Origin of the sequence: Halomonas sp. YLGW01, assembly GCF_014840935.1 — a bacterium.
Lineage (GTDB): Bacteria > Pseudomonadota > Gammaproteobacteria > Pseudomonadales > Halomonadaceae > Onishia.
The window spans coordinates 94,234-119,750 of sequence record NZ_CP062005.1 but is presented as its reverse complement, the minus strand read 5'-3'; the positions used below and the strand labels follow the sequence as shown (position 1 = coordinate 119,750).

At 66.2% G+C, this 25,517-nt stretch carries 23 protein-coding genes and 3 pseudogenes; 14 read left to right on the top strand and 12 right to left on the bottom strand.

All coding sequences use genetic code 11. The features are described 5' to 3' along the window. The first annotated feature begins 40 nt into the window (after nt 1-40). The 6 genes from dctP (at nt 41) to IEJ03_RS00525 (ending at nt 5,580) form a co-directional block, all read left to right on the top strand. Nucleotides 41-1,054, top strand: coding sequence for a TRAP transporter substrate-binding protein DctP (gene dctP, locus IEJ03_RS00550; protein ID WP_192035832.1), 1,014 nt, complete (start codon nt 41-43; stop codon nt 1,052-1,054). 171 nt (nt 1,055-1,225) lie between these two features. Next, complete coding sequence (locus tag IEJ03_RS00545; protein ID WP_192035831.1) at nt 1,226-1,801, top strand: TRAP transporter small permease; 576 nt, start codon at nt 1,226-1,228, stop codon at nt 1,799-1,801. A gap of 27 nt (nt 1,802-1,828) precedes the next feature. After that, complete coding sequence (locus tag IEJ03_RS00540; protein WP_192035830.1) at nt 1,829-3,115, top strand: TRAP transporter large permease; 1,287 nt, start codon at nt 1,829-1,831, stop codon at nt 3,113-3,115. A 22-nt stretch (nt 3,116-3,137) separates the two neighbouring features. Then, nucleotides 3,138-3,578, top strand: coding sequence for a universal stress protein (locus IEJ03_RS00535; RefSeq protein WP_192035829.1), 441 nt, complete (start codon nt 3,138-3,140; stop codon nt 3,576-3,578). Nucleotides 3,579-3,773: 195 nt separating this feature from the next. Beyond that, on the top strand, nt 3,774-4,469 hold the full coding sequence (locus IEJ03_RS00530; RefSeq protein WP_192035828.1) for an FKBP-type peptidyl-prolyl cis-trans isomerase: 696 nt from the start codon (nt 3,774-3,776) through the stop codon (nt 4,467-4,469). Nucleotides 4,470-4,476: 7 nt separating this feature from the next. After that, the gene (locus IEJ03_RS00525) at nt 4,477-5,580 is read left to right on the top strand and encodes a PHB depolymerase family esterase (RefSeq protein WP_192035827.1); all 1,104 of its coding nucleotides are present in this window, start codon (nt 4,477-4,479) and stop codon (nt 5,578-5,580) included. A 192-nt stretch (nt 5,581-5,772) separates the two neighbouring features. Here the strand turns inward: IEJ03_RS00525 and IEJ03_RS00520 are convergent, their stop codons facing one another. Then, a complete protein-coding gene (locus IEJ03_RS00520; RefSeq protein WP_192035826.1) occupies nt 5,773-6,282 on the bottom strand; it encodes a hypothetical protein in 510 nt (169 codons plus the stop codon). Nucleotides 6,283-6,397: 115 nt separating this feature from the next. Between IEJ03_RS00520 and IEJ03_RS00515 the strand changes: the two genes are divergently transcribed. Further along, entirely contained in the window at nt 6,398-7,315 is a 918-nt protein-coding gene (locus tag IEJ03_RS00515) for an AEC family transporter (RefSeq protein WP_192035825.1), read from the top strand. Between the two features lie 15 nt (nt 7,316-7,330). Here IEJ03_RS00515 and IEJ03_RS00510 read toward each other — a convergent pair whose 3' ends face one another. Both IEJ03_RS00510 and IEJ03_RS00505 read right to left on the bottom strand, forming a co-directional pair. Continuing rightward, nucleotides 7,331-8,332 (bottom strand): 2-hydroxyacid dehydrogenase, encoded by a 1,002-nt coding sequence (locus IEJ03_RS00510; protein ID WP_277950334.1) that lies wholly within the window; start codon nt 8,330-8,332, stop codon nt 7,331-7,333. 363 nt (nt 8,333-8,695) lie between these two features. Next, nucleotides 8,696-9,607: a LysR substrate-binding domain-containing protein gene (locus IEJ03_RS00505; RefSeq protein ID WP_192035824.1), complete on the bottom strand. Its 912-nt coding sequence runs from the start codon at nt 9,605-9,607 to the stop codon at nt 8,696-8,698. Between the two features lie 121 nt (nt 9,608-9,728). Here IEJ03_RS00505 and IEJ03_RS00500 point away from each other — a divergent pair, with 121 nt between their 5' ends. Beyond that, nucleotides 9,729-10,874 (top strand): DMT family transporter, encoded by a 1,146-nt coding sequence (locus IEJ03_RS00500; RefSeq protein WP_242458005.1) that lies wholly within the window; start codon nt 9,729-9,731, stop codon nt 10,872-10,874. On the opposite strand, the gene trmB is transcribed toward IEJ03_RS00500, so the two are convergent. From trmB to thiS, 3 genes are read right to left on the bottom strand one after another with little or no spacing between them, the layout of a single operon-like run. Beyond that, nucleotides 10,772-11,596: a tRNA (guanosine(46)-N7)-methyltransferase TrmB gene (trmB, locus tag IEJ03_RS00495; protein WP_192035822.1), complete on the bottom strand. Its 825-nt coding sequence runs from the start codon at nt 11,594-11,596 to the stop codon at nt 10,772-10,774. The two genes, IEJ03_RS00500 and trmB, sit on opposite strands and share 103 nt — an antisense overlap. Nucleotides 11,597-11,637: 41 nt before the next feature. Then, nucleotides 11,638-12,435 carry a thiazole synthase gene (locus IEJ03_RS00490; protein ID WP_192035821.1) on the bottom strand — a complete coding sequence of 266 codons (798 nt, stop codon included), beginning with the start codon at nt 12,433-12,435 and terminating at the stop codon, nt 11,638-11,640. 47 nt (nt 12,436-12,482) lie between these two features. After that, nucleotides 12,483-12,683, bottom strand: coding sequence for a sulfur carrier protein ThiS (gene thiS, locus IEJ03_RS00485; protein ID WP_192035820.1), 201 nt, complete (start codon nt 12,681-12,683; stop codon nt 12,483-12,485). A gap of 111 nt (nt 12,684-12,794) precedes the next feature. Here thiS and IEJ03_RS00480 point away from each other — a divergent pair, with 111 nt between their 5' ends. Next, nucleotides 12,795-13,166, top strand: a complete 372-nt coding sequence (locus IEJ03_RS00480) for a DUF423 domain-containing protein (RefSeq protein ID WP_192035819.1) — start codon at nt 12,795-12,797, stop codon at nt 13,164-13,166. Nucleotides 13,167-13,181: 15 nt separating this feature from the next. Here the strand turns inward: IEJ03_RS00480 and IEJ03_RS00475 are convergent, their stop codons facing one another. Continuing rightward, nucleotides 13,182-13,595 carry a PaaI family thioesterase gene (locus IEJ03_RS00475; RefSeq protein WP_192035818.1) on the bottom strand — a complete coding sequence of 138 codons (414 nt, stop codon included), beginning with the start codon at nt 13,593-13,595 and terminating at the stop codon, nt 13,182-13,184. 280 nt (nt 13,596-13,875) lie between these two features. Continuing rightward, a complete protein-coding gene (locus tag IEJ03_RS00470) occupies nt 13,876-16,059 on the bottom strand; it encodes a malate synthase G (protein ID WP_192035817.1) in 2,184 nt (727 codons plus the stop codon). 232 nt (nt 16,060-16,291) lie between these two features. Between IEJ03_RS00470 and IEJ03_RS00465 the strand changes: the two genes are divergently transcribed. From IEJ03_RS00465 to IEJ03_RS00455, 3 genes are all read left to right on the top strand, one after another. Continuing rightward, entirely contained in the window at nt 16,292-17,278 is a 987-nt protein-coding gene (locus IEJ03_RS00465) for an alpha/beta hydrolase (protein ID WP_192035816.1), read from the top strand. Continuing rightward, the gene (locus tag IEJ03_RS00460; protein ID WP_192035815.1) at nt 17,275-17,832 is read left to right on the top strand and encodes a hypothetical protein; all 558 of its coding nucleotides are present in this window, start codon (nt 17,275-17,277) and stop codon (nt 17,830-17,832) included. The genes IEJ03_RS00465 and IEJ03_RS00460 overlap by 4 nt, the downstream gene beginning before the upstream one ends. Before the next feature lie 135 nt (nt 17,833-17,967). Beyond that, a complete protein-coding gene (locus tag IEJ03_RS00455) occupies nt 17,968-19,065 on the top strand; it encodes an aminotransferase class I/II-fold pyridoxal phosphate-dependent enzyme (RefSeq protein WP_192035814.1) in 1,098 nt (365 codons plus the stop codon). 8 nt (nt 19,066-19,073) lie between these two features. On the opposite strand, the pseudogene IEJ03_RS00450 reads toward IEJ03_RS00455, so the two are convergent. Next, nucleotides 19,074-19,946 (bottom strand): annotated as a pseudogene (locus IEJ03_RS00450) (YifB family Mg chelatase-like AAA ATPase); the annotation flags it as partial. Nucleotides 19,947-20,011: 65 nt separating this feature from the next. Between IEJ03_RS00450 and IEJ03_RS00445 the strand changes: the two are divergent. After that, nucleotides 20,012-21,559: a recombinase family protein gene (locus IEJ03_RS00445; protein ID WP_192035813.1), complete on the top strand. Its 1,548-nt coding sequence runs from the start codon at nt 20,012-20,014 to the stop codon at nt 21,557-21,559. A 1,420-nt stretch (nt 21,560-22,979) separates the two neighbouring features. On the opposite strand, the gene IEJ03_RS00440 is transcribed toward IEJ03_RS00445, so the two are convergent. From IEJ03_RS00440 to IEJ03_RS15850, 3 genes and pseudogenes are all read right to left on the bottom strand, one after another. Beyond that, on the bottom strand, nt 22,980-23,300 hold the full coding sequence (locus tag IEJ03_RS00440; RefSeq protein WP_192035812.1) for a hypothetical protein: 321 nt from the start codon (nt 23,298-23,300) through the stop codon (nt 22,980-22,982). A 298-nt stretch (nt 23,301-23,598) separates the two neighbouring features. Next, nucleotides 23,599-24,246 (bottom strand): annotated as a pseudogene (locus IEJ03_RS00435) (magnesium chelatase domain-containing protein); the annotation flags it as partial. A 303-nt stretch (nt 24,247-24,549) separates the two neighbouring features. Next, a pseudogene (locus IEJ03_RS15850) lies at nt 24,550-24,789 on the bottom strand (accessory factor UbiK family protein); the annotation flags it as partial. A gap of 343 nt (nt 24,790-25,132) precedes the next feature. Between IEJ03_RS15850 and IEJ03_RS00425 the strand changes: the two are divergent. Then, nucleotides 25,133-25,471: a P-II family nitrogen regulator gene (locus IEJ03_RS00425; RefSeq protein ID WP_092526622.1), complete on the top strand. Its 339-nt coding sequence runs from the start codon at nt 25,133-25,135 to the stop codon at nt 25,469-25,471. Nucleotides 25,472-25,517 lie beyond the last annotated feature (46 nt).

Sequence of the window (25,517 nt, the reverse complement as noted above, 5' to 3'; positions counted from 1 at the left end):
ACCAATCCAACGCCAAGCCTTGGCTAAGGGGATGACAACAATGAAGGTGCAACAACTGCTGACTACTGCCAGTGTGGGCGCGCTGATGCTTGGGCTGTCCACCGCGGCCCTCGCCGACAACTGGCGCTATGCACACGAGGAATATGAAGGCGATGTGCAGGACGTCTTCGCCGTGGCCTTCAAGGACTACATCGAAGCCAATTCCGATCACAGCCTGCAGATCTATCGCTTCGGTGAGCTCGGCGAGTCCGACGACATCATGGAGCAGACCCAGAACGGCATCCTGCAGTTCGTCAACCAGTCGCCCGGCTTCACCGGCTCGCTGATCCCGGAAGCGCAGATCTTCTTCATCCCCTACCTGATGCCCACCGACATGGGGCAGGTGCTCGAGTTCTTCGACGAGAGCAAGGCCATCAACGAGATGTTCCCGGAGCTCTATGCCGAACAGGGCCTCGAGCTTTTGCAGATGTACCCGGAAGGCGAGATGGTGGTCACCGCCGACGAGCCGATCCGCACGCCGGAGGACTTCGACAACAAGAAGATCCGCGTGATGACCAACCCGCTGCTGTCGGAGACCTACAGCGCCTTCGGCGCCACGCCGACGCCGCTGCCCTGGGGCGAGGTCTACGGTGCCCTGCAGACCGGTATCATCGACGGCCAGGAAAACCCGATCTTCTGGATCGAGTCCGGTGGCCTGTATGAGGTCTCGCCGAACCTGATCTTCACCGGTCACGGCTGGTTCACTACCGCCATGATGGCCAACCAGGACTTCTACGAAGATCTCTCCGAAGAAGACAAGACCCTGGTGCAGAACGCCAAGGACGCTGCCTACGCCAAGACCATCGAGCACATTCAGGGCCTCGCCGACGCCTCGCTCGAGAAGATTCAGGCCGCATCCGACAAGGTCACCGTGACCCGCCTCACCGATGAGGAAATCGCCGCCTTCAAGGAACGCGCCCCGCAGGTCGAGGAAGCCTTCATCAAGATGACCGGCGACGGCGGCAAGGCACTGCTCGAGCAGTTCCACGCCGATCTCGAGGCCGTCAAGGAATAAGAGATCAGATCTCACCACGCCAAGGGGGCGGCCACGGCTGCCCCCTTGTTGTTTCCGCTTCCCCAACGTACACCCAGCGTTGAGATCAGGTCGCTACCGCCGAGGCGGGTTTCTTGTAGCCTGACGCAAGGGGCGCCTGGATTCGGGGAACCCGTTCAAGGGAGTGTGTGCATGTCCGACGAGGAAGAAAGAGCCTATACCTCCGGGCTTCCCGGAGTACTGGGCCTGATCGATACCGGCATCAGCCGCCTGGAGGCCGTCATCCTGGCCCTCGGCGTCCTGCTGATGGCGATCAATACCGTGGCCAACGTGGTCGGCCGTTTCGTGTTCGGCGAGAGCATCTTCTTCTCCGGCGAGATCAATCGCATCCTGATCATCATGATCACCTTCGCCGGGATCGGCTATGCGGCCCGTCATGGCCGGCATATTCGCATGTCGGCGATCTATGACGCCCTGCCCGTGGGCGGCCGCAAGGCGCTGATGATCGGCATCTCGTTCTTCACCGCCCTGGTGATGTTCTTCCTGCTCTACTATTCGGTGCTCTACATCATCGATCTCTACGGCAAGGGGCGCATCCTGCCCGCCCTGGGCTTTCCCATCTTCATCATCTACATCTGGGTGCCGATCGGCTTTCTGATCACCGGCATCCAATATCTCCTGACCGGCATCAAGAACTTCCGCACGCGGGACGTCTACCTCTCGACCTCGGTGGTGGACGGGTACAAGGACACGGAAACGGAAGTCTGACACAGGGCTAACTCGCAGGAGCGCGCGATGACGACAATAATGGTATCGACCATGATAGCCCTGCTATTGCTGGGCTTCCCGATGATGATCCCGCTGATTACCGCGGCCGTCATCGGTTTCTTCATGATGTTCAACGGTTTCGGGCAGATGGAGACCTTCATCCAGCAGATGCTGGCGGGAATCCGTCCGGCCTCGCTGATTGCCGTGCCGATGTTCATCCTGGCCGCCGACATCATGACCCGGGGGCAGTCGGCGAACCGGCTGATCGCCATGGTCATGTCCTTCATCGGCCACATCAAGGGCGGGCTCGCGGTCAGCACCGCCGCCTCCTGTACGCTCTTCGGCGCCGTCTCGGGCTCGACCCAGGCCACGGTGGTGGCGGTCGGCTCGCCGCTGCGCCCCAAGATGCTCAAGGCCGGCTACTCGGATTCCTTCACCCTGGCCCTGATCATCAACGCCAGTGACATCGCCTTCCTGATCCCGCCGAGCATCGGCATGATCATCTACGGCGTCATCTCGGGTACCTCGATCGGTGAACTGTTTATCGCCGGCATCGGCCCGGGCCTGCTGATCCTTTTGATGTTCTCGCTCTACTGCGTGCTCTATGCGGTGATCAAGGACGTGCCCACCGAGCCACGCGCCACCTGGCGCGAGCGGCTGAGTGCCGTTCAGCAGGCCCTCTGGCCGCTGGGCTTCCCGGTGATCATCGTCGGCGGCATCTATGGTGGCGTCTTCAGCCCCACCGAGGCCGCTGCGGCCTGTGTGCTCTATGCGGTGCTGCTGGAATTCGTGATCTTCCGCTCGCTGAAGCTTTTCGACATCTACACCATCGCCAAGTCCACCGGCCTGATCACCGCCGTGGTGTTCATCCTGGTCGGGGTCGGCAACGGCTTCTCCTGGATCATCTCCTTCGCGCAGATTCCCCAGGCGATCCTCGAGTCGGTGGGCATCAACGAGGCCGGCCCCACCGGGGTGCTGATCGCCATCTGCATCGCCTTCTTCGTCGCCTGCATGTTCGTCGACCCGATCGTGGTGATCCTGGTGTTGACGCCGATCTTCGCCCCGGCGATCGAGAGCACCGGCCTCGACCCGGTCCTGGTCGGCATCCTGATCACCCTGCAGGTGGCCATCGGCTCGGCGACACCGCCCTTCGGCTGCGACATCTTCACCGCCATCGCCATCTTCAAGCGGCCCTATCTGGATGTGATCAAGGGGACGCCCCCCTTCATCTTCATCCTGATCCTGGCGGCGGCCCTGCTGATTATGTTCCCGCAGATCGCCCTGTTCCTGCGCGATATCGCCTTCGCCGACTGACCCTGACGGAGGGAATACCGCCATGTTCAAGAAGATTCTGGTCCCGGTCGACGGCTCGCGAGGCGCCCTCGAGGCGCTGGTCAGGGCCGTGGAGCTCGCCAAGCTCACCGGCGCCGAGCTCTATGTGCTGTGCGTGTTCAAGCATCACAGCCTGATCGAGGCGTCGCTGTCGATGGTCCGCCCGGCCAGGCTGGACCTGCCCGACGATGCCCTTAAGGAATATGCCTCCGAGGTCGCCGTGGATGCCAAGAACCGAGCCCTCGAGATGGGGGCCGGCGAGGTCCGCGCCTTCGTCAAGGGCGGGCGCCCGTCTAGCACCATCGTGCGCTTCGCCAAGAAGCGCCAGGTGGACCTGATCGTGATCGGCTCCCAGGGCACCGGCGGCGAGAAGAGCGCCTCCTTCCTCGGCAGCGTCTCCCAGCGGGTGGCCAGTCAGGCTCATTGCCCGACCCTGGTGGTCTGACGCCGTCGGGCCTAACCTGGTGACGGGCCTAACCTGGTGACGGGCCTAACCTAGTGACGGGCCTAACCTGGTGGCTGGCCTGCCCCTGTGCCGCCGCCCGCCGCCCGCCGCCCCTTCCACTGGATGCGGAACCCGATCAGGCTTGGTAGAGTCCGAGGGGTTCGGTATCCATCCTCAAGACTGCAAGGACCCTTCATGAAGACACTGGTGAAAGCCGCCACGCTCGGCGCCCTGCTGACCGCAGCCGCGCCCTATGCCCTGGCCGCCCCCGAGACCGACGACGCCAAGCTCGGCTACAGCCTGGGCGTGACCCTGGGCCAGAGCCTGGTACAGGACGTCGAGGATCTCGATCTCGAGGCCTTCACCCAGGCCCTCGAGGATGTCTACGCCGGCGACGATCTCGCCATGAGCGAGGAGGCGATGGCGCAGTCGCTGCAGCAGTTCCAGCAGCAGGCCATGGCCAAGCGTCAGGAATCCGCCCAGGCCGCGGCCACCGCCAACCTGGAAGCCGGCCAGCAGTTCCTGGCCGAGAACGCCGAGAAGGACGGCGTCACCACCACCGACTCCGGCCTGCAGTACAAGGTGCTGGAAGCCGGTGACGGCGCCACCCCGAGTGCCGGTGATACCGTCAAGGTGCACTACGAAGGCAAGCTGCTCGACGACACCGTCTTCGACAGCTCCTACGAGCGCGGCGAGCCGGTCAGCTTCCAGGTCGGCCAGGTCATCCCGGGCTGGCAGGAAGCCCTGAAGATGATGAGTGTCGGCGACAGCTGGATGGTCTACATCCCGGCCGATCTCGCCTACGGCAGCCGCGGCCAGGGCCCCATCGGCCCCAACGAGGCCCTGATCTTCAAGGTCGAGCTGCTCGACGTCGACGCCGCCGACTCCTGATGGCGCGATGAAGACGGTCTCCCTCGCGGCCGCACTGGCGCTGGGCCTCTCGGGCCCGGCGCTGGCCGCCAACGACTCCCCCTCTCCCCTTCCGGTTCTCACCCTCGATCCCGCCGCCATCAGCGTAATGGGCATCTCCTCTGGCGGCTACATGGCCACCCAGCTCGCCGTGGCGCACCCCGAACGCTTCCAGGGTCTCGCCGTGTTCGCCGCCGGCCCCTGGGGCTGCGCCCGGGGCGAGCTGAGTCGCGCCCTCGGCCAGTGCATGGCCACCCGGCGCGGCCTGCCCGAGCGTGATGCGCTGGAGGAGCGCCTGGCGGCCTACCGCGAGGAGAGCCTGGTCGGCAGCGCCGCGTCCCTAGGCGAGCAGCGGGTCTATCTCTGGCATGGCGAGGCGGATGCCACCGTGGCTCCTGCCCTTGGCGAGAGGCTCGCCGCGCAGTACCGGGGCTGGCTGGCCGACCCCGAAACACAGCTGAAGGTCGTGCGCCAGGACGAGGCCGGTCACGGCTGGCCGGTCGATGCCGGCACGCTGCCCGAGGTCACCGCCGAGGACGCACTGCCCCCGCTCGCCGACTGCCGGGAGGGAGGCGCGCCCTACCTGCTCGACTGCGGCATCGATGGTGCCGGCGAGGCCCTCTCCTGGCTGTATGAAGACCTGAAGACACCCGACGATACCGCTAGCGGCATGCTTTGGACGTTCGACCAGACGGCGTTCGACGACGACATGGCCGAACAGGGCTTCCTCTATGTACCCAAGGCCTGCGAGGAAGGCGCACCCTGTGGCCTGGTGGTGGTACTGCACGGCTGCCAGATGCACGCCGAGGCCATCGGGGAGGCCTTCGTGCGCCGGTCGGGGCTCAACCGCTGGGCGGCGGCCAACCGTCTGGTGGTGCTCTACCCCCAGGCCACGTCGAGTCTCGCCAACCCGCAGGGGTGCTGGGACTGGTGGGGCTACGAGGAGAGTCTCTGGCAGCCCGAGCCTCGCCATGACAGCCGAGCCGGCGAGCAGCTCCAGGGGCTGATGGGCATGGTGCATCGGCTCAGCGGCCAGGCCGAGACTGACCACTCCGGTACCGCCCAGACCGACAGCGCAGAAACCGAGCGCTGAACCGCACGCTGCCATGGCCTACCTGAAATGACGACGGGCCGCCCTGGGCGACCCGTCGTCATAGGGCGAACACTCGATCGCTCGGGCGGCCTCGGCCGCTGTCAGGCTCACCATGCCAGACCTCGAGCAGCAGGGCCTCGATCAGCGGCGCCGCGATGATGCCCTCTCGGGCGCTACACCCTAGGCGTCCTGTCAGCGCCTCCGTGCCACCTCGAAGTCGAACCAGCTGCCCAGGCGTGCCGAGTCGGTCTCGACCACCACCTGAGCCCGCCAGGGCATCACCGCCTCGGTGCACAGGCCGATCTGCCCCTCTCCCACGAAGGTGCCGGGCCCCACGTCCTTGAGCGGAAAGCGGTGCAGTCCCATGGGCATGTTGCGCCCCACGAACTCGACCGTGACCGCCTCGGCCTCGACGCCCTCTACGGCCACGGTGAGCGGCAGCGGGGTCAGCGGGGAGAGTTCGCCGCCGACCCCGAACACCAGCCGTGCCCCCAGCCCCAGGTTGGCCTCGCAGGGTCCCTCGCGCAGGTCGCAGGCACCGGTTGGCGGGTACCAGGTCACGTCATCCCGACTGTCGCGCAGGTAGTAGTCCAGCAGATACCAGCAGGCCACCACCACGGTCACTAGCGTGACCATGATCAGCAGGTTGAGCAGCGGCGAGCGCGGCGCGTCATCGTCCTGGGCATGAGGGGAAGGGGTCATGGCGGCGAAAGCAGTACTCCATCGGCGGGCCTTAAAGGGTAAGCTTATCAGCATTTACGCTTGGCGCCCTGAGCAGGAATGTCGCAGGCCGACCCACACGGATGAGGGAGAAACCATGACCAGCGTCGAACAGGCACTCGGACCGCTGTTCCTGCTGATTCTGACCGGGGCGCTGCTGGGCTGGGCGCGCCTGCCCGGGGGCGATTTCTGGTCCCGCCTCGAGGGGCTCATCTATCACCTGCTGTTCCCGGCGATGCTGGTGGCGACGCTCGCCACAGCCGAGGTCGGGGCGGTGCCGGTGGTACGCCTGGCGATCGTGCTGCTGGGGGCGATGCTCATCTTCGCGCTGCTGCTGTGGCGGTGCCGGGCCTGGCTCTCGCTGGGCCTGCCGGCCTTCACCTCGGCCTTTCAGGGCGCGCTGCGCTTCAACACCTATGTCGGCGTGGCCGGGGCCGCGGCCCTGCACGGCAGCGCCGGCGCCACGGTGGCCGCCGTGGCGGTGGCGCTGATGGTGCCGGTGGTCAATGTGCTGTGCGTGGCGGCCTTCATCGCCGCCGGCACCCTGGGCCCCTCGAGCCTCGGCAAGAGCCTCGTCGCCCTGGCGCGCAACCCGCTGATCCTGGCCTGCCTGGCCGGCATCACGCTCAATCTGACCGGGATCGGGCTGCCGGGCTGGAGCGAGGCGGCGGTCGGCCTGCTGGGGCGGGCCGCCCTGCCACTGGGGTTGGTGGCGGTGGGGGTGGCCCTGCGCCCCCAGGCCCTGCTGCGCCTCTCCCGCGGGGTCTGGGCCGCCACGGCGGTCAAGCTGGCGCTGATGCCGGCGCTGGTACTGGGCCTCGCCCTGCTGCTGGGCCTGCCGCCGGTCAGCCGCGACGTGGCGCTGCTGTTCGCCGCCCTGCCCACCGCTACCTCGGCCTATATCCTGGCCCGCCAGTTGGGCGGAGATGCCGAGCTGATGGCGGCGCTGATCACCGCCCAGACCCTGCTGGCCATGCTGACCCTGCCGCTGTGGCTCGGTCTGGTGCTGTCCTAGGCCTTCTCCCGCCCCTCAGCCTTCCTGGCTGACCCGGTTGGGGCAGGGCTCACCGCGACCCAGCGCCTCGATGTTGTCGAGGGTCACCTCGGCGATCTCGGTCAGTGCCTCGGCGGTGAAGAAGCCCTGGTGGCCGGTGATCAGCACGTTGGGGAAGGTGGTCAGGCGCTGGAAGATATCATCGTCGATGATGTCGCTGGAGTGATCACGGAAGAACAGCGAGGTCTCCTGCTCGTAGACATCGATAGCCAGGCCCCCCAGGCGGCGGGTCTTGAGCGCCGCGATCGCCGCTCGGGTGTCGACCAGCCCGCCCCGAGAGGTGTTGATCAGGATCGCCCCGGGTTTGAGCCGGGAAAGCGCCGCCTCGTCGATCAGGTAGCGGGTGTCGTCGGTGAGGGGACAGTGCAGGCTGATCACGTCGCTTTCCGCCAGCAGCCGCTCCCGCGACACATATTCCCCGCCCAGGGTCGTGAAGGCCTCGCTCGGATAGCGGTCCTCGCCGAGCAGCCGACAGCCGAAGCCGCGGAAGATGCGCGCCGTGGCCAGGCCAATGCGCCCGGTGCCGATCAGGCCCACCGTCTTGCCGGCGAGTGTCATGCCGAGCAGGCCCTCGAGCATGAAGTTGCCCTCGCGTACCCGGTTGAAGGCGCGATGGATGCGCCGGTTGAGGGTCAGCAGCAGCGCCAGGGCATGCTCGGCCACCGCCTCCGGCGAGTAGGCAGGTACCCGCGCCACGGCCAGCCCCAGCCGCTCGGCGGCGGCCAGGCCCACGTTGTTGAAGCCGGCACAGCGCAGGGCGATGAAGCGCACGCCCTGCACTGCCAGTGCCTCGAGCACCTCGGCATCCAGGCGGTCGTTGACGAAGGCACAGACTCCGTCGGCCCCATGGGCCAGGACGGCGCTATCGGGGGTCAGGGTGACCTCGTGGAACTGCAGAGCGATCTCGCGGCCAGCGGCCGCCTCGGTGAAGAAACGCCGGTCGTAGGGCTGGGCACTGAACATGGCAACGCGGAGCACGGACACCTCCTTGTGACACCTTCTCGAGGATCTTAATTGAAAAATATTCTCGTTACGCTTGACCGCTCAAATGAGAATGCTTATCTTTGAATTGTGGCGCTCGCCAGGCGCCACCCGCCATGCAGAGAATGTCAGGTTCCCTGTCATGGTTTCTCCTCATCAAGCTAGTCACGGTCTTCTCGCCGCCCCAATGGGCGGCGTTTTTTTGTCCGGCCGGCTCCCCCGACCGAGCGCCCATGGTGCCCGCTGCCGCCGTGACCCGCCTTGCCCCTGATCAAGTCTTTCCGCCTCACCACGCCCCTGCTTCATCATGCCCCTTGTTCACCATGTCTAGTCCATGGCAATGCTCCATGCCGCCTCGCCTCAGCGGGCCGCGCCCCGCTCCCGCCATAGGCCCCGCTGATAGAGCCGCTCGTGAAGCAGCGCCGCGAGGGCCTCCACCGCGGGCTTCGAGGCCGCCGACATGCGCTGGCCAAGATGTAGCCGCACCTCGGCGCCGGTCAGCGCCGGCAGGCCATCGGCCGGTCCCAGCTCGCGCATGGCCGGGGTGAGGCGCTCCCGATCCAGCACGCCGATGGCGAGCCCCGACTCCACGGCGGTCTCCAGGGCGTTGACGCTGGTGCTGGTGAAGACCGCATACCAGCTGCGCCCCTCCGCCTCCAGGGCCTCGAGGCCGATGGCCCGGTAGGGGCAGTCCACCGGGTGCAGGCCCAGAGGCAACGGCTGCTCGGGGTCGAGCACATACTCCCGGGCCGCGGCCCACACCGGCGAGGTGCGCCACAGCGCCTCGCCTCCCTCGAGCCGATAGGGGCGGTCCAGCAGCACGGCCAGGGTCAACTCGCCGCGCTCCAGGCGCTTGGCCAGGGCTCCGCTGGTGGCGGTCACCGTTTCCAGCAGCACGTCCGGGTGACGCGCCAGGAACTCCGGCAGGATCTGCCCCACCAGCTCCCGGGCGAAATCCTCGGGCATGCCGAAGCGCACCCGGCCGGAGAGACCCTGACCAGTGAAACGCGCCAGCAGGCGATCGTGCTGGCCGAGCAGGGCGCGGGCCTCCCGCAGCAGCGCCTCTCCGGCCGGCGTCGGCGTCATGCCGCGGGCGCCACGGATCAACAACCGCGTCGCCAGACGCTCCTCCAGGCGTTTGATCTGCATGCTGATGGCACTGACCGTGCGATGGCGCTGCTCGGCGGCGGCGGCCAGGGTGCCGAGCTGCGCCACCACCAGGAAGCTGCGCAGCGATTCGAGGTCCAGGGTACCGGAGGAGGTTTCAGACATATTGAAGGCTCACTGCAATTTTTATCGATTCCCTGAACACTCTAGCCGCCCGAGAATGGCGACGCCATCCCCGCCGGCGCCCGCCGGCCGCCTGGGACCTGATGATGCACAAGGAGGACGGATGCAACTGCACTCATCGACACCTGGATTGCCGCGTCGCCTGCCCCTCGGGACCCTGTCCATCGCGGCGGGCTTCGTGCTGTGCTGGAGCAGCGGCTTCGTCGGCAGCCGCCTGGCGGTGGCCGTGGAGACGCCGGTGCTCGCGCTCTATGCCTGGCGCTTCGCCCTGGCCACGCTGATCGCGGCCCTGATCTGGGCCGCCCAGGCGGGCCCGAGAGGCCTGCGCGCGCCGCTTCGATGGCGCGCCCTCGGCCGCGAGGCGGCCATCGGCAGCCTGACCGTGGGCCTCTACCTGCTGGCCATGCTGGTGGCCGTGGAACAGGGGGTCAGTGCGGGGGTGGCCTCGCTGGTGGGCGCCCTGCAGCCGCTGGCCGCCGCGGCCCTGGCCGCCTGGTGGCTCGGCGAGGTCAACGGCCGCGGGCGCTGGGTCGGCATGGGCGTGGCGACCCTGGGGGCCGGGCTGTGCGTGCTGGATGACGTGCAGGGCGTCGGCGGGGCTCCAGCCTGGGCTTATGCCCTGCCGGTGCTGGCGGTGGCGGCGGTGACGCTGGGCAGCGTGATGACCTCGGCCCCCAGCGTGAAGCTGCCACTGATGGCGCGCCTGACCGCCCAGCTGGCGGCGGCCACCCTGGTGTTCTTCGCCGCGGCTCTCGCCAGCGGCAGCTCCCTGGCGCCGCCGGCGATGGACGCCGAGACGCTCACCGTGATGGCCTGGCTGGTGGGGCTCGCCACCTTCGGCGGCTATGGTTTCTTCGTGGTCGGGCTGGGGCGCCTGGGGGTGGCGCGACTGTCGACCCTGATTTACCTGACGCCGGCGGTGACCCTGGGCTTCACCGCCCTGCTGTTCGACGAGTTGCCGGGGCGGCTGGGCTGGCTGGGCATGGCGGTGGCCGCCGTCGGCGTGCTGATGGCACTGGGCCTACGCGCGCCGAGGGCCTCTCACCAACGCAGCGGCGCACACCCGACGCACCGGGCCGCCCAGGAGACGGTCGGCCCGGCGAGCCCCGAGCACGTGGTGGCCGAGGCGCGACCGGTGGGCGAGGCTCAGGCCTCGCGAGCGAAGATCAGATCCCAGACGCCGTGGCCGAGTCGTTCGCCGCGGGCCTCGAACTTGGTCAGCGGCCGGAAGTCGGGGCGCGGCACATAGGGCGCGCTCTCGGCGGGGGCGGTGTTGCGATAGCCCGGCGCGGCCGCCATCACCTCCGCCATCCACTCGGCGTAGGCCTCCCAGTCGGTGGCCATGTGCAGGGTGCCGCCGGGCTTCAGGCAGCGGCGCACCAAGTCGACGAAGGCCGGCTGAACGATGCGACGCTTGTGATGCTTCTTCTTCGGCCAGGGGTCGGGGAAGAACAGCTGCAGGCGATCGAGGCTCGCCTCGGGCAGACACTCGTCGAGCACCCGCAGGGCGTCCTCGCGGTAGACCCGCAGGTTGGTGAGCCCGCGCTTGTCGGCCTCGTCCAGCAGCTTGCCCACGCCCGGTGCATGCACCTCGATGCCGATGAAGTCGGTCTCGGGGTGGGTCTCGGCCTGCTCGATCAGCGAGCCGCCCATGCCGAAGCCGATCTCCACCACCAGCGGGGCCTGGCGCCCGAACAGGGTCGCCGGGTCCTGGGGGCCGTCGGCGAGCGTCAGGCCCAGCCGCGGCCAGACCTCCTCAAGGCCGCGGGTCTGGGCCTGGGTCATGCGCCCGGCCCGCAGCACATAGCTCTTGATGCCCCGCCGGTGCAACGGCGCGGCCTGCTCGCCCTCGGGCGCCTCTGTTGCGTCCTGTTTGGGCTCGGCGGGCGCCGCGTCCGGGGCGGTGGCATCGGCGTCATCCGCCTGGTCGGCGGGGGCGGTATCGGGCGTCGGGGTGCGGTCGTCGTTCATACGGCGGCGGTCGGGTATCCGGTAGTGAAAGAAGGCGGTGATCAGCCGTTGATGCGCCCGGCGAAGGGCGAGGACGGCTCGGCGCTCTGGCGACGCGGCATGCGCCCGGCCAGGAAGGCCTCGCGACCGGCCTCCACGGCCTGGCGCATGGCGTTGGCCATGCGCACCGGGTCGCGGGCATGGGCGATCGCCGAGTTCATCAGCACGGCGTCGCAGCCGAGCTCCATGGCCAGTGCCGCGTCCGAGGCGGTGCCGATGCCGGCATCCACCAGCACCGGCACCTGGCTCTGCTCGACGATCAGGCGCAGGTTGTGCGGGTTCTGGATGCCATGGCCGGAGCCGATCAGCGAGCCCAGCGGCATGATCGCGCAGCAGCCCAGGCGCTCGAGTTCGCGGGCGACGATGGGATCATCGCTGGTGTAGACCATGACGTCGAAGCCATCGGCCAGCAGCTCCTCGGCGGCCTTCAGGGTCTCGACCACGTTGGGGTAGAGGGTGCCGTCGTCGCCGAGCACCTCGAGCTTGACCAGGTTGTGGCCGTCGAGCAGCTCCCGGGCGAGCTTGCAGGTGCGCACCGCGTCCCGCGCCGTGTAGCAACCGGCGGTGTTGGGCAGCAGGGTATAGCGGCTCGGCGGAATCACGTCGAGCAGATTGGTCGCCTCGGCGTCCTGCCCCAGGTTGGTGCGACGCACCGCGAAGGTGACGATCTCGGCGGCGCTGGCCGCGATGGCGCGGGACGCCTCGTCGAAGTCCCGGTACTTGCCGGTACCGACCAGCAGGCGCGAATCGAATTCGCGACCGGCGATCGTCAGCGGGTGATCCTCGATACGTTCAGACATCTGATCTCCTCGGGTAGGGGGCGCACGGCGATGGCTCGAGCGGGCCGCTAGCCGCCACCGATGGCATGCACGATCTCGACGCGATCGCCTGCGGCGAGTCGGGTGGTCTCATGCTGGCTGCGGGGCACGATCTCTTCGTTGACCTCGACGGCGATGCGCCGGCCGGCCAGGTCCAGGGCGACGATCAGCTCGCCGACGGTGGTCTCGCCCGCCAGCTGCTTGGCATCACCATTGAGCTGGATCTGCATGGCATCCTCTCAACAGGCTGGTAAGGGGGCCATATTGTAGCCTGTTCGCGGCGCCCGGGGTACGGTAATCCCGGACACGGCGAACGATCTCCCACGAAGCAGGAGCGCAGCATGCGAGACAGGCGATGGTGGATGACGGCGGCCGCCAGTGGCGCGCTGACGGTGATGGCGGGGGCCTTCGGCGCCCATGCGCTGGGCGACAGCCTGGCCCCGAAGCTGCTGGCAGCCTTCGAGACCGGCGTGCGCTACCAGGCCTGGCACACCCTGGCGATGCTCGGCGTGCTGGCCTGGCGGGCGAGCCTGCCGCGTCGCGGTCAGCTGGCGGTGATCCGGCTGTGGGGGCTCGGGACGCTGCTATTCTCGGGCTCGCTGTATGCGCTGGCGCTCGGCGGCGTGACCTGGCTCGGCCTGATCACCCCAGTCGGCGGCCTGTGCCTGATCCTGGGCTGGCTGGCGCTGGGGCTCTGCGCCTGGCGCGCCTGATCGCCACCATCGCGTCTAATCGCCGTCGGGCAGCGCATAGGTCGCGGTGACGATCGCCACCGGCTGCTCGTCGCCGGCCGAGAACAACTCGACCTCGCCGACCGCCAGTCTCTGCCCCAACTTCACGAGTCTGGCGTTGGCGATCAGGTCGCGATCGCCCCGTGCCCGGCGCAGGAAGTGGCAGTTGAAGTCGGTGGTCACGGCCATCGCCTCGGGGCCGATCTGCGCAAGGATCGCCACATAAAGGCAGACATCGGCGAGCCCCATGATGCTCGGCCCGGAGACGCTGGCGCCGGGGCGCAGGTGCTCGTCCTCGATGGCGAGGCTCATGGTGGCGCGCATCGTATCGACGCCCTCGATGGTGCCCTGGCGATGGGGAAAGGCCTCGTCGAGAAATTCCTCGATGGCGGCGGCGGACATCACGGTCATGGCGGGCTCCCTGCGGCAGCGACGTTCCTGGGGTAAGTCGGTGATCGAGCCCAAGATAGCCCATTGGCAGGCGGCGCGCCCAGCCCTCATCGCCCCTTCATCGGTGGCAGGCCGAGCCGCCCACCGGCCACGCAAAAAGGCCCCGGAACTCAGGTTCCGGGGCCTTGCTCGCTTCCGTCAATTGGTCTCTCGGCCTGGCCCTTCCAATGCCTGGCCAAAAACTGACCAGGCGTCAGGGCTCAGCCCCTGGGGTACCAGGCACCAGGCGAGGGTCTCGCCGTCAGTGCGCGGCCTTCGCCTTGTGCACCGCCCGCCAGTGATGCAGCAGCGGCTCGGTGTAGCCGGCGGGCTGCACCCGGCCCTTGAAGACCAGATCGCAGGCGGCCTGGAAGGCGCTGGAGCCGGCGAAATCGGCACTCATCGGCGTGTAGTCCGGGTCACCGGCATTCTGCTCGTCGACCACCCCGGCCATGCGCTCCAGGGTCTCGCGCACCCGATCGGCGCTCACCACGCCGTGGTGCAGCCAGTTGGCGATATGCTGGCTGGAGATCCGCAGGGTGGCACGGTCTTCCATCAGGCCGACGTTATGGATATCCGGCACCTTGGAACAGCCGGTGCCGTGCTCGACCCAGCGCACCACATAGCCGAGGATGCCCTGACAGTTGTTGTCGAGTTCCTGCTGGATGTCCTCGTCGGCCCAGTCGGGGGCCTCGGCCACCGGCACGGTCAGCAGGTCATCCAGCAGATCGGCCTCGCCCTTGGCCTCCAGTTCCCGCTGGACGTCTTGCACGTCGATCTGGTGATAGTGCAGGGCGTGCAGCACGGCGGCGGTGGGCGACGGCACCCAGGCGGTATTGGCGCCGGCCTTGGGGTGGCCGACCTTCTGCTCGAGCATGGCCGCCATGCGGTCCGGCATCGCCCACATGCCCTTGCCGATCTGGGCGCGGCCGCGCAGCCCGCAGGCCAGGCCGACTTGGACATTGTTGTGCTCGTAGGCCGCGATCCACTTGCTGCCCTTCATGTCACCCTTGCGGATCATCGGCCCGGCCTCCATGGCGGTGTGCATCTCGTCGCCGGTACGGTCGAGGAAGCCGGTATTGATGAAGGCGACCCGTGACGCGGCCTCATGGATACAGGCCTTGAGGTTCGCCGAGGTGCGCCGCTCCTCGTCCATGATGCCCATCTTGAGGGTATCCCGGGCCATGCCCAGCAGGTCCTCGACCCGGGAGAACAGCTCGCTTGCGAAGGCCACTTCGGCCGGGCCGTGCATCTTCGGCTTGACGATGTAGACCGAGCCGCTGCGCGAGTTGCGCAGCTCGCCCTCGGGCTTCTTCAGGTCGTGCAGCGCCAGCAGGCCGGTGACCACGGCGTCGAGCATGCCTTCCGGCACCTCGTTGCCGGCGCCATCGAGGATCGCCGGGGTGGTCATCAGGTGACCGACGTTGCGCACCAGCATCAGCGAGCGGCCGTGCAGACGCAGCGAGGAACCGTCCGGGGTCAGGTAGTCGCGATCGGCGTTGAGGCGACGGGTGACGGTCTTGCCGCCCTTTTCGAGCTGCTCCTCGAGATCGCCGCGCATCAGCCCCAGCCAGTTGCGGTAGACGCCGACCTTGTCCTCTGCATCCACCGCGGCCACCGAGTCTTCGCAGTCCATGATGGTGCTCAGGGCGGCCTCGACCACCAGGTCCTTGACCCCGGCGGGGTCGGTCTTGCCGATCGGGTGGCTGCTGTCGAACTGCAGCTCCAGATGCAGGCCGTGGTTGGCCATCAGGATGGCGCTGGGTGCGCTCGGCTCGCCCTGGTAGCCGATCAGCTTGCCCGGGTCCTTGAGGCCGGTCTCGCGGCCGCCCTCGAGGCGCACCAGCAGGTGACCGTCGCGCAGTGAATAGCCCACGGCATTGCGATGCGAGCCGGTCGCCAGCGGCACGGCGCGGTCGAGTACGCCACGGGCATAGGCCACCACCTTGGCCCCGCGCTTGGGATTGTAGCTGGTGCCCTTCTCGGCGCCGTCGTCCTCGCTGATCGCATCGGTGCCGTAGAGGGCGTCATACAGGCTGCCCCAGCGCGCATTGGCCGCGTTCAGGGCATAGCGGGCGTTGCTGACCGGCACCACCAGCTGGGGACCGGCCTGAACGGCGATCTCGCGATCGGTGTGGGCGGTGGTGGCGCTGACTGTGTCCGGCGCCTCGACCAGATAGCCGATCTCCTCGAGGAAGGCCCGATAGGCCGGCATGTCGCGCACCGGGCCGGGATGCTCCCGGTGCCAGACGTCGAGCGCCTGCTGCAGGCGCTCACGCTCGGCGAGCAATTCCTTGTTGCGCGGGGTCAGATCAGCAAAGAGGGCATCGACACCGGCCCAGAAGGCATCGGCCTCGATCCCGCTGCCCGGCAGGGCCTGATCGGTGATGAAACTGTCCAGCTCGCGGGCCACCTGAAGGCGGTGGCGGGTGACACGTTCAGCCATGGGGATCTCCTGATGCTCGCTGGCCGGCCGGCCAGACTCGCGGTGGCGAGCGACCTCTGGCCGGAGGCCGAGGCCTGTTTGTGGAAATAGATTCCAAAACAAGTTTGATCCGATGCTAACCCATATTTCGCCGGGCGTCGCCAACTCCTCGACCAAATGATGAACAGGGTCGTGTACAAATATGGCTTGTGCCCTGCGCTGACGCTAGCATGTGAGCATTAGGGAGAGATCGATGACCGACTTCGCATCACTGCAGGCGCTAGGGCCGATGGCCTGCACCGGCCCCCCCGGCGGCCCGCTGCAGGCCGGGCCTCTCGGCCGCTATCTCGCGCATTACCAATTGTCGCCGCTGCTCGCCGACCGGGTCGGCCTGCACGTGGGCTTCGTCGAGGCCGGTGACTTCCGCCTCTGGGCACAGGTATGGAGCCCCGCCGAGCCCAGAGGCACCGCCTTCGTGGTGCATGGCTACTTCGATCATCTCGGGCTCTACCGCCATCTGCTGTCTCTGCTGCTGGAACGCGGCTGGCGGGTGGTGCTCTGGGACCTGCCCGGTCATGGTCTCTCCAGTGGCCCCCGGGCCACCATCGAGGACTTCGACGACTACGGGCTGTGCCTGAGGGCACTGCAGGATCACCTTCACGGCCGCGGCCTGGCGCCCGGCCCCTGGATCGGCATCGGCCAGAGCACCGGCGCGGCGATACTCGCCACCGACGCCCTGCGCCAGGGACCGGACAGCCCCTGGGCCGGTCTCGCCCTGCTGGCGCCGCTGGTGCGCCCCTTCGGCTGGTCGCAGTCGAGCTGGCTGCACCTGCTCGCCGGGCCCTTCCTGCGCAGCCTGCCCCGGCGCTTCAACCCCAATTCCACCGACAGCGACTTCACCACCTTCCTCAAGGAGAGCGACCCCCTGCAGCCCAGCCGCCTGCCGGTCAGCTGGATCGATGCCATGCGTCGCTGGATGCCTCGCCTGCTGGCGCTGCCCCCCAGCGAGCTGCCGGTACTGATCCTGCAGGGCGAACAGGACCTGACCGTCGACTGGCAGTGGAACCTCGAGGTGCTGCGCGGCAAGTTTCCCCGCGCCATCGTCCATCGCCACCCCGAGGCCCGCCATCACCTGGTCAACGAGGCCGAAGCGATCCGCCAGACCATGTTTGCCGAGCTCGAGGTCTTCCTGGCCCAGTTCGAGACGAGCCCCGCCGCGCCGGAGGAATCCTCGGCATGAGCGCGCCCCCGAGAGAGCGTTGCGACACCAGCACCGCAGTGGTCACCCGCGGCAGGACGCACCTGGCGGCCCTGCTCGCGCTCCTGCTGCTGGTCGGCTGTGCCAGCGCGCCCGAGGCGCCGCCGACTCTGCGTCAGGCGCTACTGGGCCTCGGCGAGCGCGCCGCCACCCTGGTGCTGACACAGCCCGCCTGGTCCGGCACCGATACCAGCGCCGGGCAGGACATCGTGCTGCTACTCGGCGAAGCCGAGGTGGACGCCCGCCTCGGCATCACCCCCGAGCGCTTCGGCGAGACCCTGTCCCGGGCGCTGCTGGCCGCGCCCCAGGGCCCCCAGGTGCTCGACTGGCAGCCGGACGCGGCCACGCCCACCGCTTCTGACAACGGCAACCTCTGGCTGCTGGACAGCCGGCTCGAGCCCGATGGCCCCGTGCTGAGGCTCTCGGACCGGGACCTGCTGCCCTATCGGCTGACGCTGGCGCTGCGCCACCCCGGCGAGGACAAGATCCGCTGGCAGCGGGTGATCAGCGGCGCCTTCGACATGACCGCACTCTGAGCCCGCCCCTGCCGGCCCCTGACTCGCTTTGCCCTCGCCTGGCACCCCCGGTCGGCGCGGGACGCTGACGACATGCAGTTGAGTCGGTCCCTCCCCTAACGACACAATGCGCTATCGCTTGTCAGGAGAGCCCGCATGCCACGCTTCGCCGATCATCTCTACCACGACGGTCCCGCCAACCCCTTCCCCGGCATCAAGGCCCTGGAGCGCCGTCTGGGCCGTGAGATTCCCCATCGCCTCGGCTCCAACGAGGGCCTGGACATGCCGCATCGGGCCCTGGAGGCACGCTTCGGCAAGGCGCTCTGCGAGCTGGCGCGGGGCTACGGTGACGCACAGGCCCTGGGGGTGCGCACGCGGCTTGCCGCGGCTCTGGACGTCGAGCGGGAGAACCTGTTGGTGGATGCCGGCGCCGACAGCCTGCTGGCGCTCGCCCTGCGCGCCGTGGCCCCCGCGGGCAGCGCCGTGGTGACCAGCGCCGGCAGCTATCCCACCTTCGGCTACTTCGCCGCCGGCCAGGGCTGCCGGATCATCGAGGTCGCCTATCGGGAAGCACCGGGGCTGCTCGCCCCGGACCTCGAGGCCCTGGTGGATGCCGCGAAATGCGAAGACGCACGGCTCGTGTATCTGGCCAACCCCGACAACCCGGGCGGACACCTGCACGGCGACGAGGCTATCGCCACGCTGCGCGATGCCCTGCCCGAGGGCTGCACCCTGCTGCTCGACGAGGCCTATCACGACTTTCGCCCCGATACGGCGGGACACGCCGTGCTGCCCGGGGTGATCCGCGTGCGCACCTTCTCCAAGGCCCATGGGCTGGCCGGGCTGCGCATCGGCTATGCGATCGCCGAGGCCGAGACACTGGCCATGCTGATGAAGGTGCGCATCCACTATGCGGTGTCGTCGCTGGCCGAGGCCGCCGCCGAGACCCTGCTCGATCACCCGGGCGAGACCCGGGAGCATATCGCCGCGGTGGTCGCACGCCGCGAGCGCCTGGCCGCCCACCTGCGCGGCCTCGGGGCCGAGGTGCTGCCCAGCGCCACCAACTTCATCGCCGTGCGCCTGCCCGATACGGACCTCGCCGCCCGGGTACACGGCGAGCTGCTCGCCGCCGGTAGCCTGATCCACCGCCCGCCGCACCCGGCGCTTGGTCATGTGCTGCGCATCACCGCGGTGCAGGACGCCCTGATGCCCGGCCGACTGGCCGCGCTGGAAGCGGCGCTGGCCAACGGCTAACGCGCCGGCTAGCCGCGCTTCAACAGCCGGTCGAGCTGGCGAAAGCCGATCGCCTCCATCAGCTCGGCCCGCCCGGGGCGCGGTTCACCGGCGAGATCGGCGAGCGTCAGCGCCACCCGCAGCACCCGGTGATAGGCCCGCGCCGAGAGCGACAACCGCTCGAGCACGGTCGCCAGCCAGGCCCGGTCGGCGGCGTCGAGGGCGCAGGCGGCCTCCAGCTCGCGCCCCGGCAGCCGGGTGTTGAGGGCCCCGCGCTCCGCCTGGCGGGCCCGGGCGACCATCACCCGCGCCCGCACCGTCGCCGAATCCTCGCCGGCCTCCCGAGAGGTCAGCTGCTCCGGCGCCAGCGCCGGGACTTCCACCTGCAGGTCGATGCGATCGAGCAGCGGGCCGGACAGCCGGCCCTGATAGCGCTGCACCTGGGCGGTGGTGCAATGACAGGCCCGGCGCGGGTCGCCGAGATAGCCACAGGGGCAGGGATTCATGGCCGCGACCAGCTGAAAGCCGGCCGGGTAGCTGCGCTGCTGGCTGGCCCGGGCGATATGGATCTGCCCGGATTCCATGGGCTCGCGCATCACCTCGAGCACCTGGCGGGAAAACTCCGGCAGCTCGTCCAGAAACAGCACCCCATGATGCGCCAGCGAGATTTCGCCGGGACGCGGCTTGGAGCCACCGCCGACCAGGGCCACGGCACTGGCCGTGTGGTGCGGCGCACGAAAGGGACGCTGGCCCCACTGCTCGCGTAGACCGAGCCCGCACACCGAGCGGATGGAGGCCACTTCCAGGGCCTCGTCCTCGGAGAGCGGCGGCAGGATGCCCGGCAGGCGGCTGGCCAGCATGGTCTTGCCGGTGCCGGGCGGCCCGGCGAATAACAGGTTGTGAACGTGAAGACCTATAGCTAGGCTAGCGGCATCCTACAGTTGCAAGGGAAAGGAGAACCACAGGCATGACCGAGCATAGAAAACCCAAAGCATACAGCTACTTAAGGTTCTCCACTCCTGAGCAGATGCAGGGAGACAGCTTCAGGAGGCAGACACAGCTAGCGCATGAGTATGCAGCGCAGCATGAGCTGGAGCTGGATGAGCACAGCTTCGATGACTTCGGGCTGTCTGCTTACCAAGGCCGGAATCAAGAGACAGGCAAGCTGCGCCTGTTCCTTCGGGCTGTGGAAGACGGGAACATCGAACCGGGCTCGTACCTGTTGGTTGAGTCCCTGGATAGGATTTCCCGACAGTCTGCGAGGAAGGCATCTAGCCTGCTGGGCGACATCTGCGACATGGGCATAACGGTAGTGACCCTGTTCGATGGCAAGGCTTACGATACCGAGAGCCTGGACAAAGACCCTGTAGCTTTCATCATGGCAGTGCTGATCTTCCAGCGAGCGCATGAAGAGTCGGCAACCAAAGCTTACCGGCTTCGCTCAGCCTGGCAGGAGAAGCGGAAGAAGGTCGCATCTGGCGAGCCTGTCCGCCTGACTTCCCGTGCCCCCCAATGGCTCCGGCCTGCTGACGATGCCGTATCCTTTGAGATCATCCCTGAACGTGGTGAAGTAGTCCGTAGAATCTTCGAGATGGCACTAAATGGAACAGGCAAGAAATCCATCTGTGAATCCCTGAACTCTGAGGGAGTTCCTGTCTTCGGTCGTGGCAGGCACTGGCACTCTAGCTATGTGCATAAAATACTGAATAACCCTGCCACCTATGGCACCTTAATACCCTTCACCAGCAGGCCAGAGAGGAAGGCTGACAGGGAAGCCTGTGACCCCATTGAAGGCTACTATCCTGCTGTCATCGACAAGGATACCTTTGAGCATTTTCAAGCCCTTCAAGCCAGCAAGGCACCAAGGAGAGGCAGGCATTCTCAGAGCCAAGTACAGAACATCCTAGGCGGGCTATCTACCTGTCCCCTGTGCGGTAGCACGATGGCTAGGGTATCCAAGAACGTAGCGAAAGGCTGGGTATACCTTGCCTGCCAGAGAGCCCGGCAGGGCGCAGGATGCAAGTACAATGCAGTCCGCTATGACCGTGTAGAGCCTGTGATTCACAGCAAGATAAACAGGCTTGTCGATGCCTGCCCTTCCGGCGATGACTCACTAGACATGCAGATAGAAGACACAAAGCTAGAACTAAAGCTTAAAGAGAAAAACATTGATAGGATGCTAGAAACAATCGAGCAAGGACAGCTTCCACCAAACGCTAAAGGCATTCCTTTCTTGCAGGAGAGACTTTCTCAAAGAAGGACGGAGGTAGATGACATAAAGGCTCGGCTTTCCGAACTGTACCAGCAACGGAACATGCTAGGCACTGAGCTGGCTATGCGACGTTCAGAGAGCCTAAGGTCTGCTGTTCTTGAGCACCCAGAGGACAAGACCCTATGCAACACCAAGATGCGAGAATGCTTCTCTAAGGTGGTTGTAGACTTCCGGTCAGAGACTCTGGTGTTCCACTGGAAGCAAGGCGGAGAGACTAGCATTAGATACAAGGCAAGTAAGTGACATCGAGGCTGGGCTGGCTAGGACAGATACAAGTGCTAGTACAAATAGATGCCAGAGAGAAGAGCCTATTGCCCCCCCCTTTACTTTCTTCGAGCCCAGGCAACCGGGGAAATACGGGGCTGTCGAAGACCGAGATAGCTGCACAGGATTCCTTGCAGGATTTTGCATCTGGCATAGGTTGTACCGACAGGCCGAGTTGCCTTGGGCTTGTCCCTGCTGGCGCTGAGATCCCACCCGACTGCTGTCTGTGGCTCCCTCTGCCGGGCGATCCGGCCATGACCTGCTGTACCGTACTGCTTCTCCCTGCATCGCCTGAGAGAGCCAGAAAAGGCGACTTGAGAGGCACAGGGCTTCAAAGGCAACCTTGAGAATAGTTCGCATCTATGCACTAGCAAGCCCATGATAGCGCCAGCAAGCCCGCCTGTGCTTGAAATCCGCAGGGCTATGCCCCTGCGAGTCCCCTTCTTTTCAAGGAGAGCCGTGCTTCTGAGGCACCCGACAGGACATCTGATCCCAGATAGGTCTTAAGCAGGCCCTACAGGCCCACTGCTAAACGATTCGACCTTGATCTGCCCATGGGTACTGCTGGCACTCAGAACGCCTGAGGCGGTCGCATAGAGCCCGGACAGGGCCATGCCGACAATCAGTAACAATTCTCATTTAGGCGAAAAGAAGCCCGCCAATGCAGAGCCAAAGGCTCGGCTGCAAAGGCAGGCTTGAGAGAAGCTGTTGAAGCTATAGAAGACTAGCAAGGCGACAATGGACACGGGGGCGAATAGACAAGAGTGCTATTCTCGACACCCTAGACCATTTCTTAACTTTGGTTCTTCCAAAGCAGCAGAACCAAGGACGTATAGAGCGTTACAGACCATCCCTTTTCTAAGAAAAGGAGGGAGGGAGGGAGGGAGGGAGGGTACTAGGATGAACGGTGCATTAGGAATTTATACTTGTATATATAGCGCCACCCCATGACGTTACGCTGCGCGTGCTTCCAGCTAATCCTGTTACGTCCTAGGAATCCTAGGACTCCCCGTGCTGACTACCGGAGGTAGGAAGTAGGGCTGGCATCGCTCCAATGATCTAGGGGCAGCCCCTGAGTCACCATCGCTTCTATAGTGTGGGATAAGTCTTCGATGCGGGGATCGAGCGAACCTTATTCTTGGACTGGAGCCCATGCACCCGCCTTCCAGCCTGCACCGCACCCGCTAGCCCGCATCGACCAGAAATCTTGTGCAAGCTCCCTGAGGGCTTGCATAGCCATAGGCGCATTAGGGAGCGCAGCTCAGGAAGGCAGACAGGTCGACCTGAGGGGCAATAGAGATATTCCTTGCCCTCGGTTTCCCTCCTCACTGGGCTGCTTGGCTGCATGACAGGCTCAATGAACTGATCTCGTTAAAGCTTGTGGCCTAACATGGCCAAGTCACTCTGGGAAATGGCGTTGACGCGCAGCTTGAAGCATCGCTTTCCGCCCCCCATAGTTCCTAACTTGGTAATTAAGGACTTCAAAGCAAAAGCTGGAATCTTGCTGACTATTATTCATGTTCTGATACGTTCTGGCTGCCATACGATATGCAATATCAGGCACTGCAGCATCTGGCCCATGAGTTTCTATTATCCCTTCCCTCCCATCCATGTAATAATGATATAGAGCAGCTTTCATAAACCCTTTGCCAGAACCAAATGCTTTTAACAAAAGAAGAAAAACAACCAGCGCAGCAACAAAACCCCCTATATAGAGCACTACCCTTCTCCTTTACAGTTCCTTGTTAAGTTAACCAGCAGCATAGATTAGATTTGCCTAAGCCACCACCCGATACTCGGGCAATGGTCGTCGTTAGCATTCACACTCCCTTGACCGATGCAGGGGAAATGCCGGGTACGTAGCTGTAGCTCGATCTCGGATAATAGTCGTCTGCTAGGAGAGGGCAGCCTAGCCAATCGGTTTACCCGTTACCAAAACCTCTACGGAGAGGGTGAGCCCCTAGTCCTAGCCGAAGCTATTAACTTTGAGATATTGTGGGTCTCTAAAGACACAACTTTAACAGGTTGTGCCCGCCGGCGGCGGCCACCTCCAGCGCCCGGCGAGCCTGGTGCTGGCCGCGCACCTCGGCGAGATCGGCACCGATCACCGCCGGTGGCAGGGGAGCGGCCAGGCGATGGGGCGTCAGTGGCGCCTGCTTGACCAGATGCGCCACCACCTCGAGCAGATGATCGGCGGGCAGGACCTCGAGCCCGCCGGCGAGCGCCGCCTCGTCCGCGTTGGCCCGCGGCACGATCAGCTTGCGACCCCGAGCACGGGTGGCGAGCGCCACCGGCAGCACGCCGGGTACCAGACGCAGGCGACCATCGAGCGCCAGCTCGCCGAGGCACTCGAGATCGGTCAAGGACTCGGCGGGCAGCTGGCCGGAAGCCACCAGGATGCCCAGCGCGATCGGCAGATCGAAGCGCCCGCCTTCCTTGGGCAGATCAGCGGGCGCCAGATTGAGGGTGATGCGGCGGGTGTTGGGGAATTCGAGCTGGGAATTGATCAGGGCGCTGCGCACCCGTTCGCGGCTTTCCTTGACCGCGGTCTCCGGCAGGCCCACCAGGGTCAGGCCCGGCAGGCCATTGGCCAGGTGGACCTCGACCAGCACTTCCGGGGCCTCGAGGCCGAGGCTCGCCCGGCTCGAGATGATCGCCAGTGTCATACGCGTTCCTTGCGTAGCTCAGTGTCGTCTCCTAGACACTAGCCTAGGACACGCCGGCCTGTCGCCGACGCGCCCGGAAAGACGCCAACGCTAGGACCGGCCCGAGGTCGGCTTGTCGTCACCCGCCTTGCGGTCCTCGCCGCTTGCCTTACCACTTACCTTGCCGCTTTCCTCACCCTCTGCCTCAGGCCCGGCGTTGGCGGCAGCGGTGCCGGTGTCTGGCTGCTCTGTCCGCGCTGTCGACGCCTCGGCCGGGGCCGGCTCGGCCGCCAGAGAAGACTCGCTGGTGGTCGAGGCGCCCTGATCGAGGGCAGCCTCCAGCGCCGCGACCTGCTTCTCCAGTCCCTCGACCCGTGAGCGGGTACGCTGCAGCACATCCATCAGGATGTCGAAGTCCTCGCGGGTCACCAGCTCCATGCGCTCGAAGGCGCCCCGTACCACCTGCTGCACGCCGCGCTGCAGCTCCTCCGGCGCATGGGAGGCGCCCTGCAGACGCTCGCCGAGCTGCTGGGCCAGACGGCTGATTCGATCGTTCGTCACCATGGGTCGCACTCCTGTCGGTCAATATCGATGGCTGGATACAGGATACGCAAGGCCGCGCGATCACGCATGCCATGCGGGCCCTCACGACCGGTCCAACCCCGCCTCCTTCCCGCGCCGCCCCGGTCGCGCACCCTCCCGGCGCACCGCCGCGATGCATTGGCACCATATTAGTGCGCCCCCGGATGCCAGACTGCGCCACCTCGACGCCGCCACCGCTCGCCGCTCTCTCAATTGACTGATTTATTGATTTTTTTTCTATCTTGGCACGCTACCCGCTAACCCTGAGATACGCACCACCCAAGCCAGCACGCCACCGACAACCCCTTTCAGTGGGAGACACGGAATGAAACTCATCACTGCCATCATCAAGCCCTTCAAGCTCGACGATGTCCGCGAGGCCCTCGCCGACAATGGCGTTCAGGGCATCACCGTGACCGAGGTCAAGGGCTTCGGCCGCCAGAAGGGGCACACCGAGCTCTACCGCGGCGCCGAGTACGTGGTCGACTTCCTGCCCAAGGTGAAGGTCGAGATCGCCGTCGACGACTCACGGCTCGAAAGCGTTCTCGAGGCCATTCGCAACGCTGCCAACAGCGGCAAGATCGGCGACGGCAAGCTGTTCGTCACCCCGCTGGAGGACGTGATCCGCATCCGCACCGGCGAACGTGGCGCCGACGCGGTCTGAGGTGACCCGACGCAGGGCCCTGGCAACAACTTAACCCCATAACGCG

What these genes read in the sequence shown, in the direction of transcription:
- dctP (WP_192035832.1), top strand. Translation starts at nt 41, where the DNA reads ATGAAGGTGCAACAACTGCTGACTACTGCCAGTGTGGGCGCGCTGATG.
- IEJ03_RS00545 (WP_192035831.1), top strand. Translation starts at nt 1,226, where the DNA reads ATGTCCGACGAGGAAGAAAGAGCCTATACCTCCGGGCTTCCCGGAGTA.
- IEJ03_RS00540 (WP_192035830.1), top strand. Translation starts at nt 1,829, where the DNA reads ATGACGACAATAATGGTATCGACCATGATAGCCCTGCTATTGCTGGGC.
- IEJ03_RS00535 (WP_192035829.1), top strand. Translation starts at nt 3,138, where the DNA reads ATGTTCAAGAAGATTCTGGTCCCGGTCGACGGCTCGCGAGGCGCCCTC.
- IEJ03_RS00530 (WP_192035828.1), top strand. Translation starts at nt 3,774, where the DNA reads ATGAAGACACTGGTGAAAGCCGCCACGCTCGGCGCCCTGCTGACCGCA.
- IEJ03_RS00525 (WP_192035827.1), top strand. Translation starts at nt 4,477, where the DNA reads ATGAAGACGGTCTCCCTCGCGGCCGCACTGGCGCTGGGCCTCTCGGGC.
- IEJ03_RS00520 (WP_192035826.1), bottom strand. Translation starts at nt 6,282, where the DNA reads ATGACCCCTTCCCCTCATGCCCAGGACGATGACGCGCCGCGCTCGCCG.
- IEJ03_RS00515 (WP_192035825.1), top strand. Translation starts at nt 6,398, where the DNA reads ATGACCAGCGTCGAACAGGCACTCGGACCGCTGTTCCTGCTGATTCTG.
- IEJ03_RS00505 (WP_192035824.1), bottom strand. Translation starts at nt 9,607, where the DNA reads ATGTCTGAAACCTCCTCCGGTACCCTGGACCTCGAATCGCTGCGCAGC.
- IEJ03_RS00500 (WP_242458005.1), top strand. Translation starts at nt 9,729, where the DNA reads ATGCAACTGCACTCATCGACACCTGGATTGCCGCGTCGCCTGCCCCTC.
- trmB (WP_192035822.1), bottom strand. Translation starts at nt 11,596, where the DNA reads ATGAACGACGACCGCACCCCGACGCCCGATACCGCCCCCGCCGACCAG.
- IEJ03_RS00490 (WP_192035821.1), bottom strand. Translation starts at nt 12,435, where the DNA reads ATGTCTGAACGTATCGAGGATCACCCGCTGACGATCGCCGGTCGCGAA.
- thiS (WP_192035820.1), bottom strand. Translation starts at nt 12,683, where the DNA reads ATGCAGATCCAGCTCAATGGTGATGCCAAGCAGCTGGCGGGCGAGACC.
- IEJ03_RS00480 (WP_192035819.1), top strand. Translation starts at nt 12,795, where the DNA reads ATGCGAGACAGGCGATGGTGGATGACGGCGGCCGCCAGTGGCGCGCTG.
- IEJ03_RS00475 (WP_192035818.1), bottom strand. Translation starts at nt 13,595, where the DNA reads ATGACCGTGATGTCCGCCGCCGCCATCGAGGAATTTCTCGACGAGGCC.
- IEJ03_RS00470 (WP_192035817.1), bottom strand. Translation starts at nt 16,059, where the DNA reads ATGGCTGAACGTGTCACCCGCCACCGCCTTCAGGTGGCCCGCGAGCTG.
- IEJ03_RS00465 (WP_192035816.1), top strand. Translation starts at nt 16,292, where the DNA reads ATGACCGACTTCGCATCACTGCAGGCGCTAGGGCCGATGGCCTGCACC.
- IEJ03_RS00460 (WP_192035815.1), top strand. Translation starts at nt 17,275, where the DNA reads ATGAGCGCGCCCCCGAGAGAGCGTTGCGACACCAGCACCGCAGTGGTC.
- IEJ03_RS00455 (WP_192035814.1), top strand. Translation starts at nt 17,968, where the DNA reads ATGCCACGCTTCGCCGATCATCTCTACCACGACGGTCCCGCCAACCCC.
- IEJ03_RS00445 (WP_192035813.1), top strand. Translation starts at nt 20,012, where the DNA reads ATGACCGAGCATAGAAAACCCAAAGCATACAGCTACTTAAGGTTCTCC.
- IEJ03_RS00425 (WP_092526622.1), top strand. Translation starts at nt 25,133, where the DNA reads ATGAAACTCATCACTGCCATCATCAAGCCCTTCAAGCTCGACGATGTC.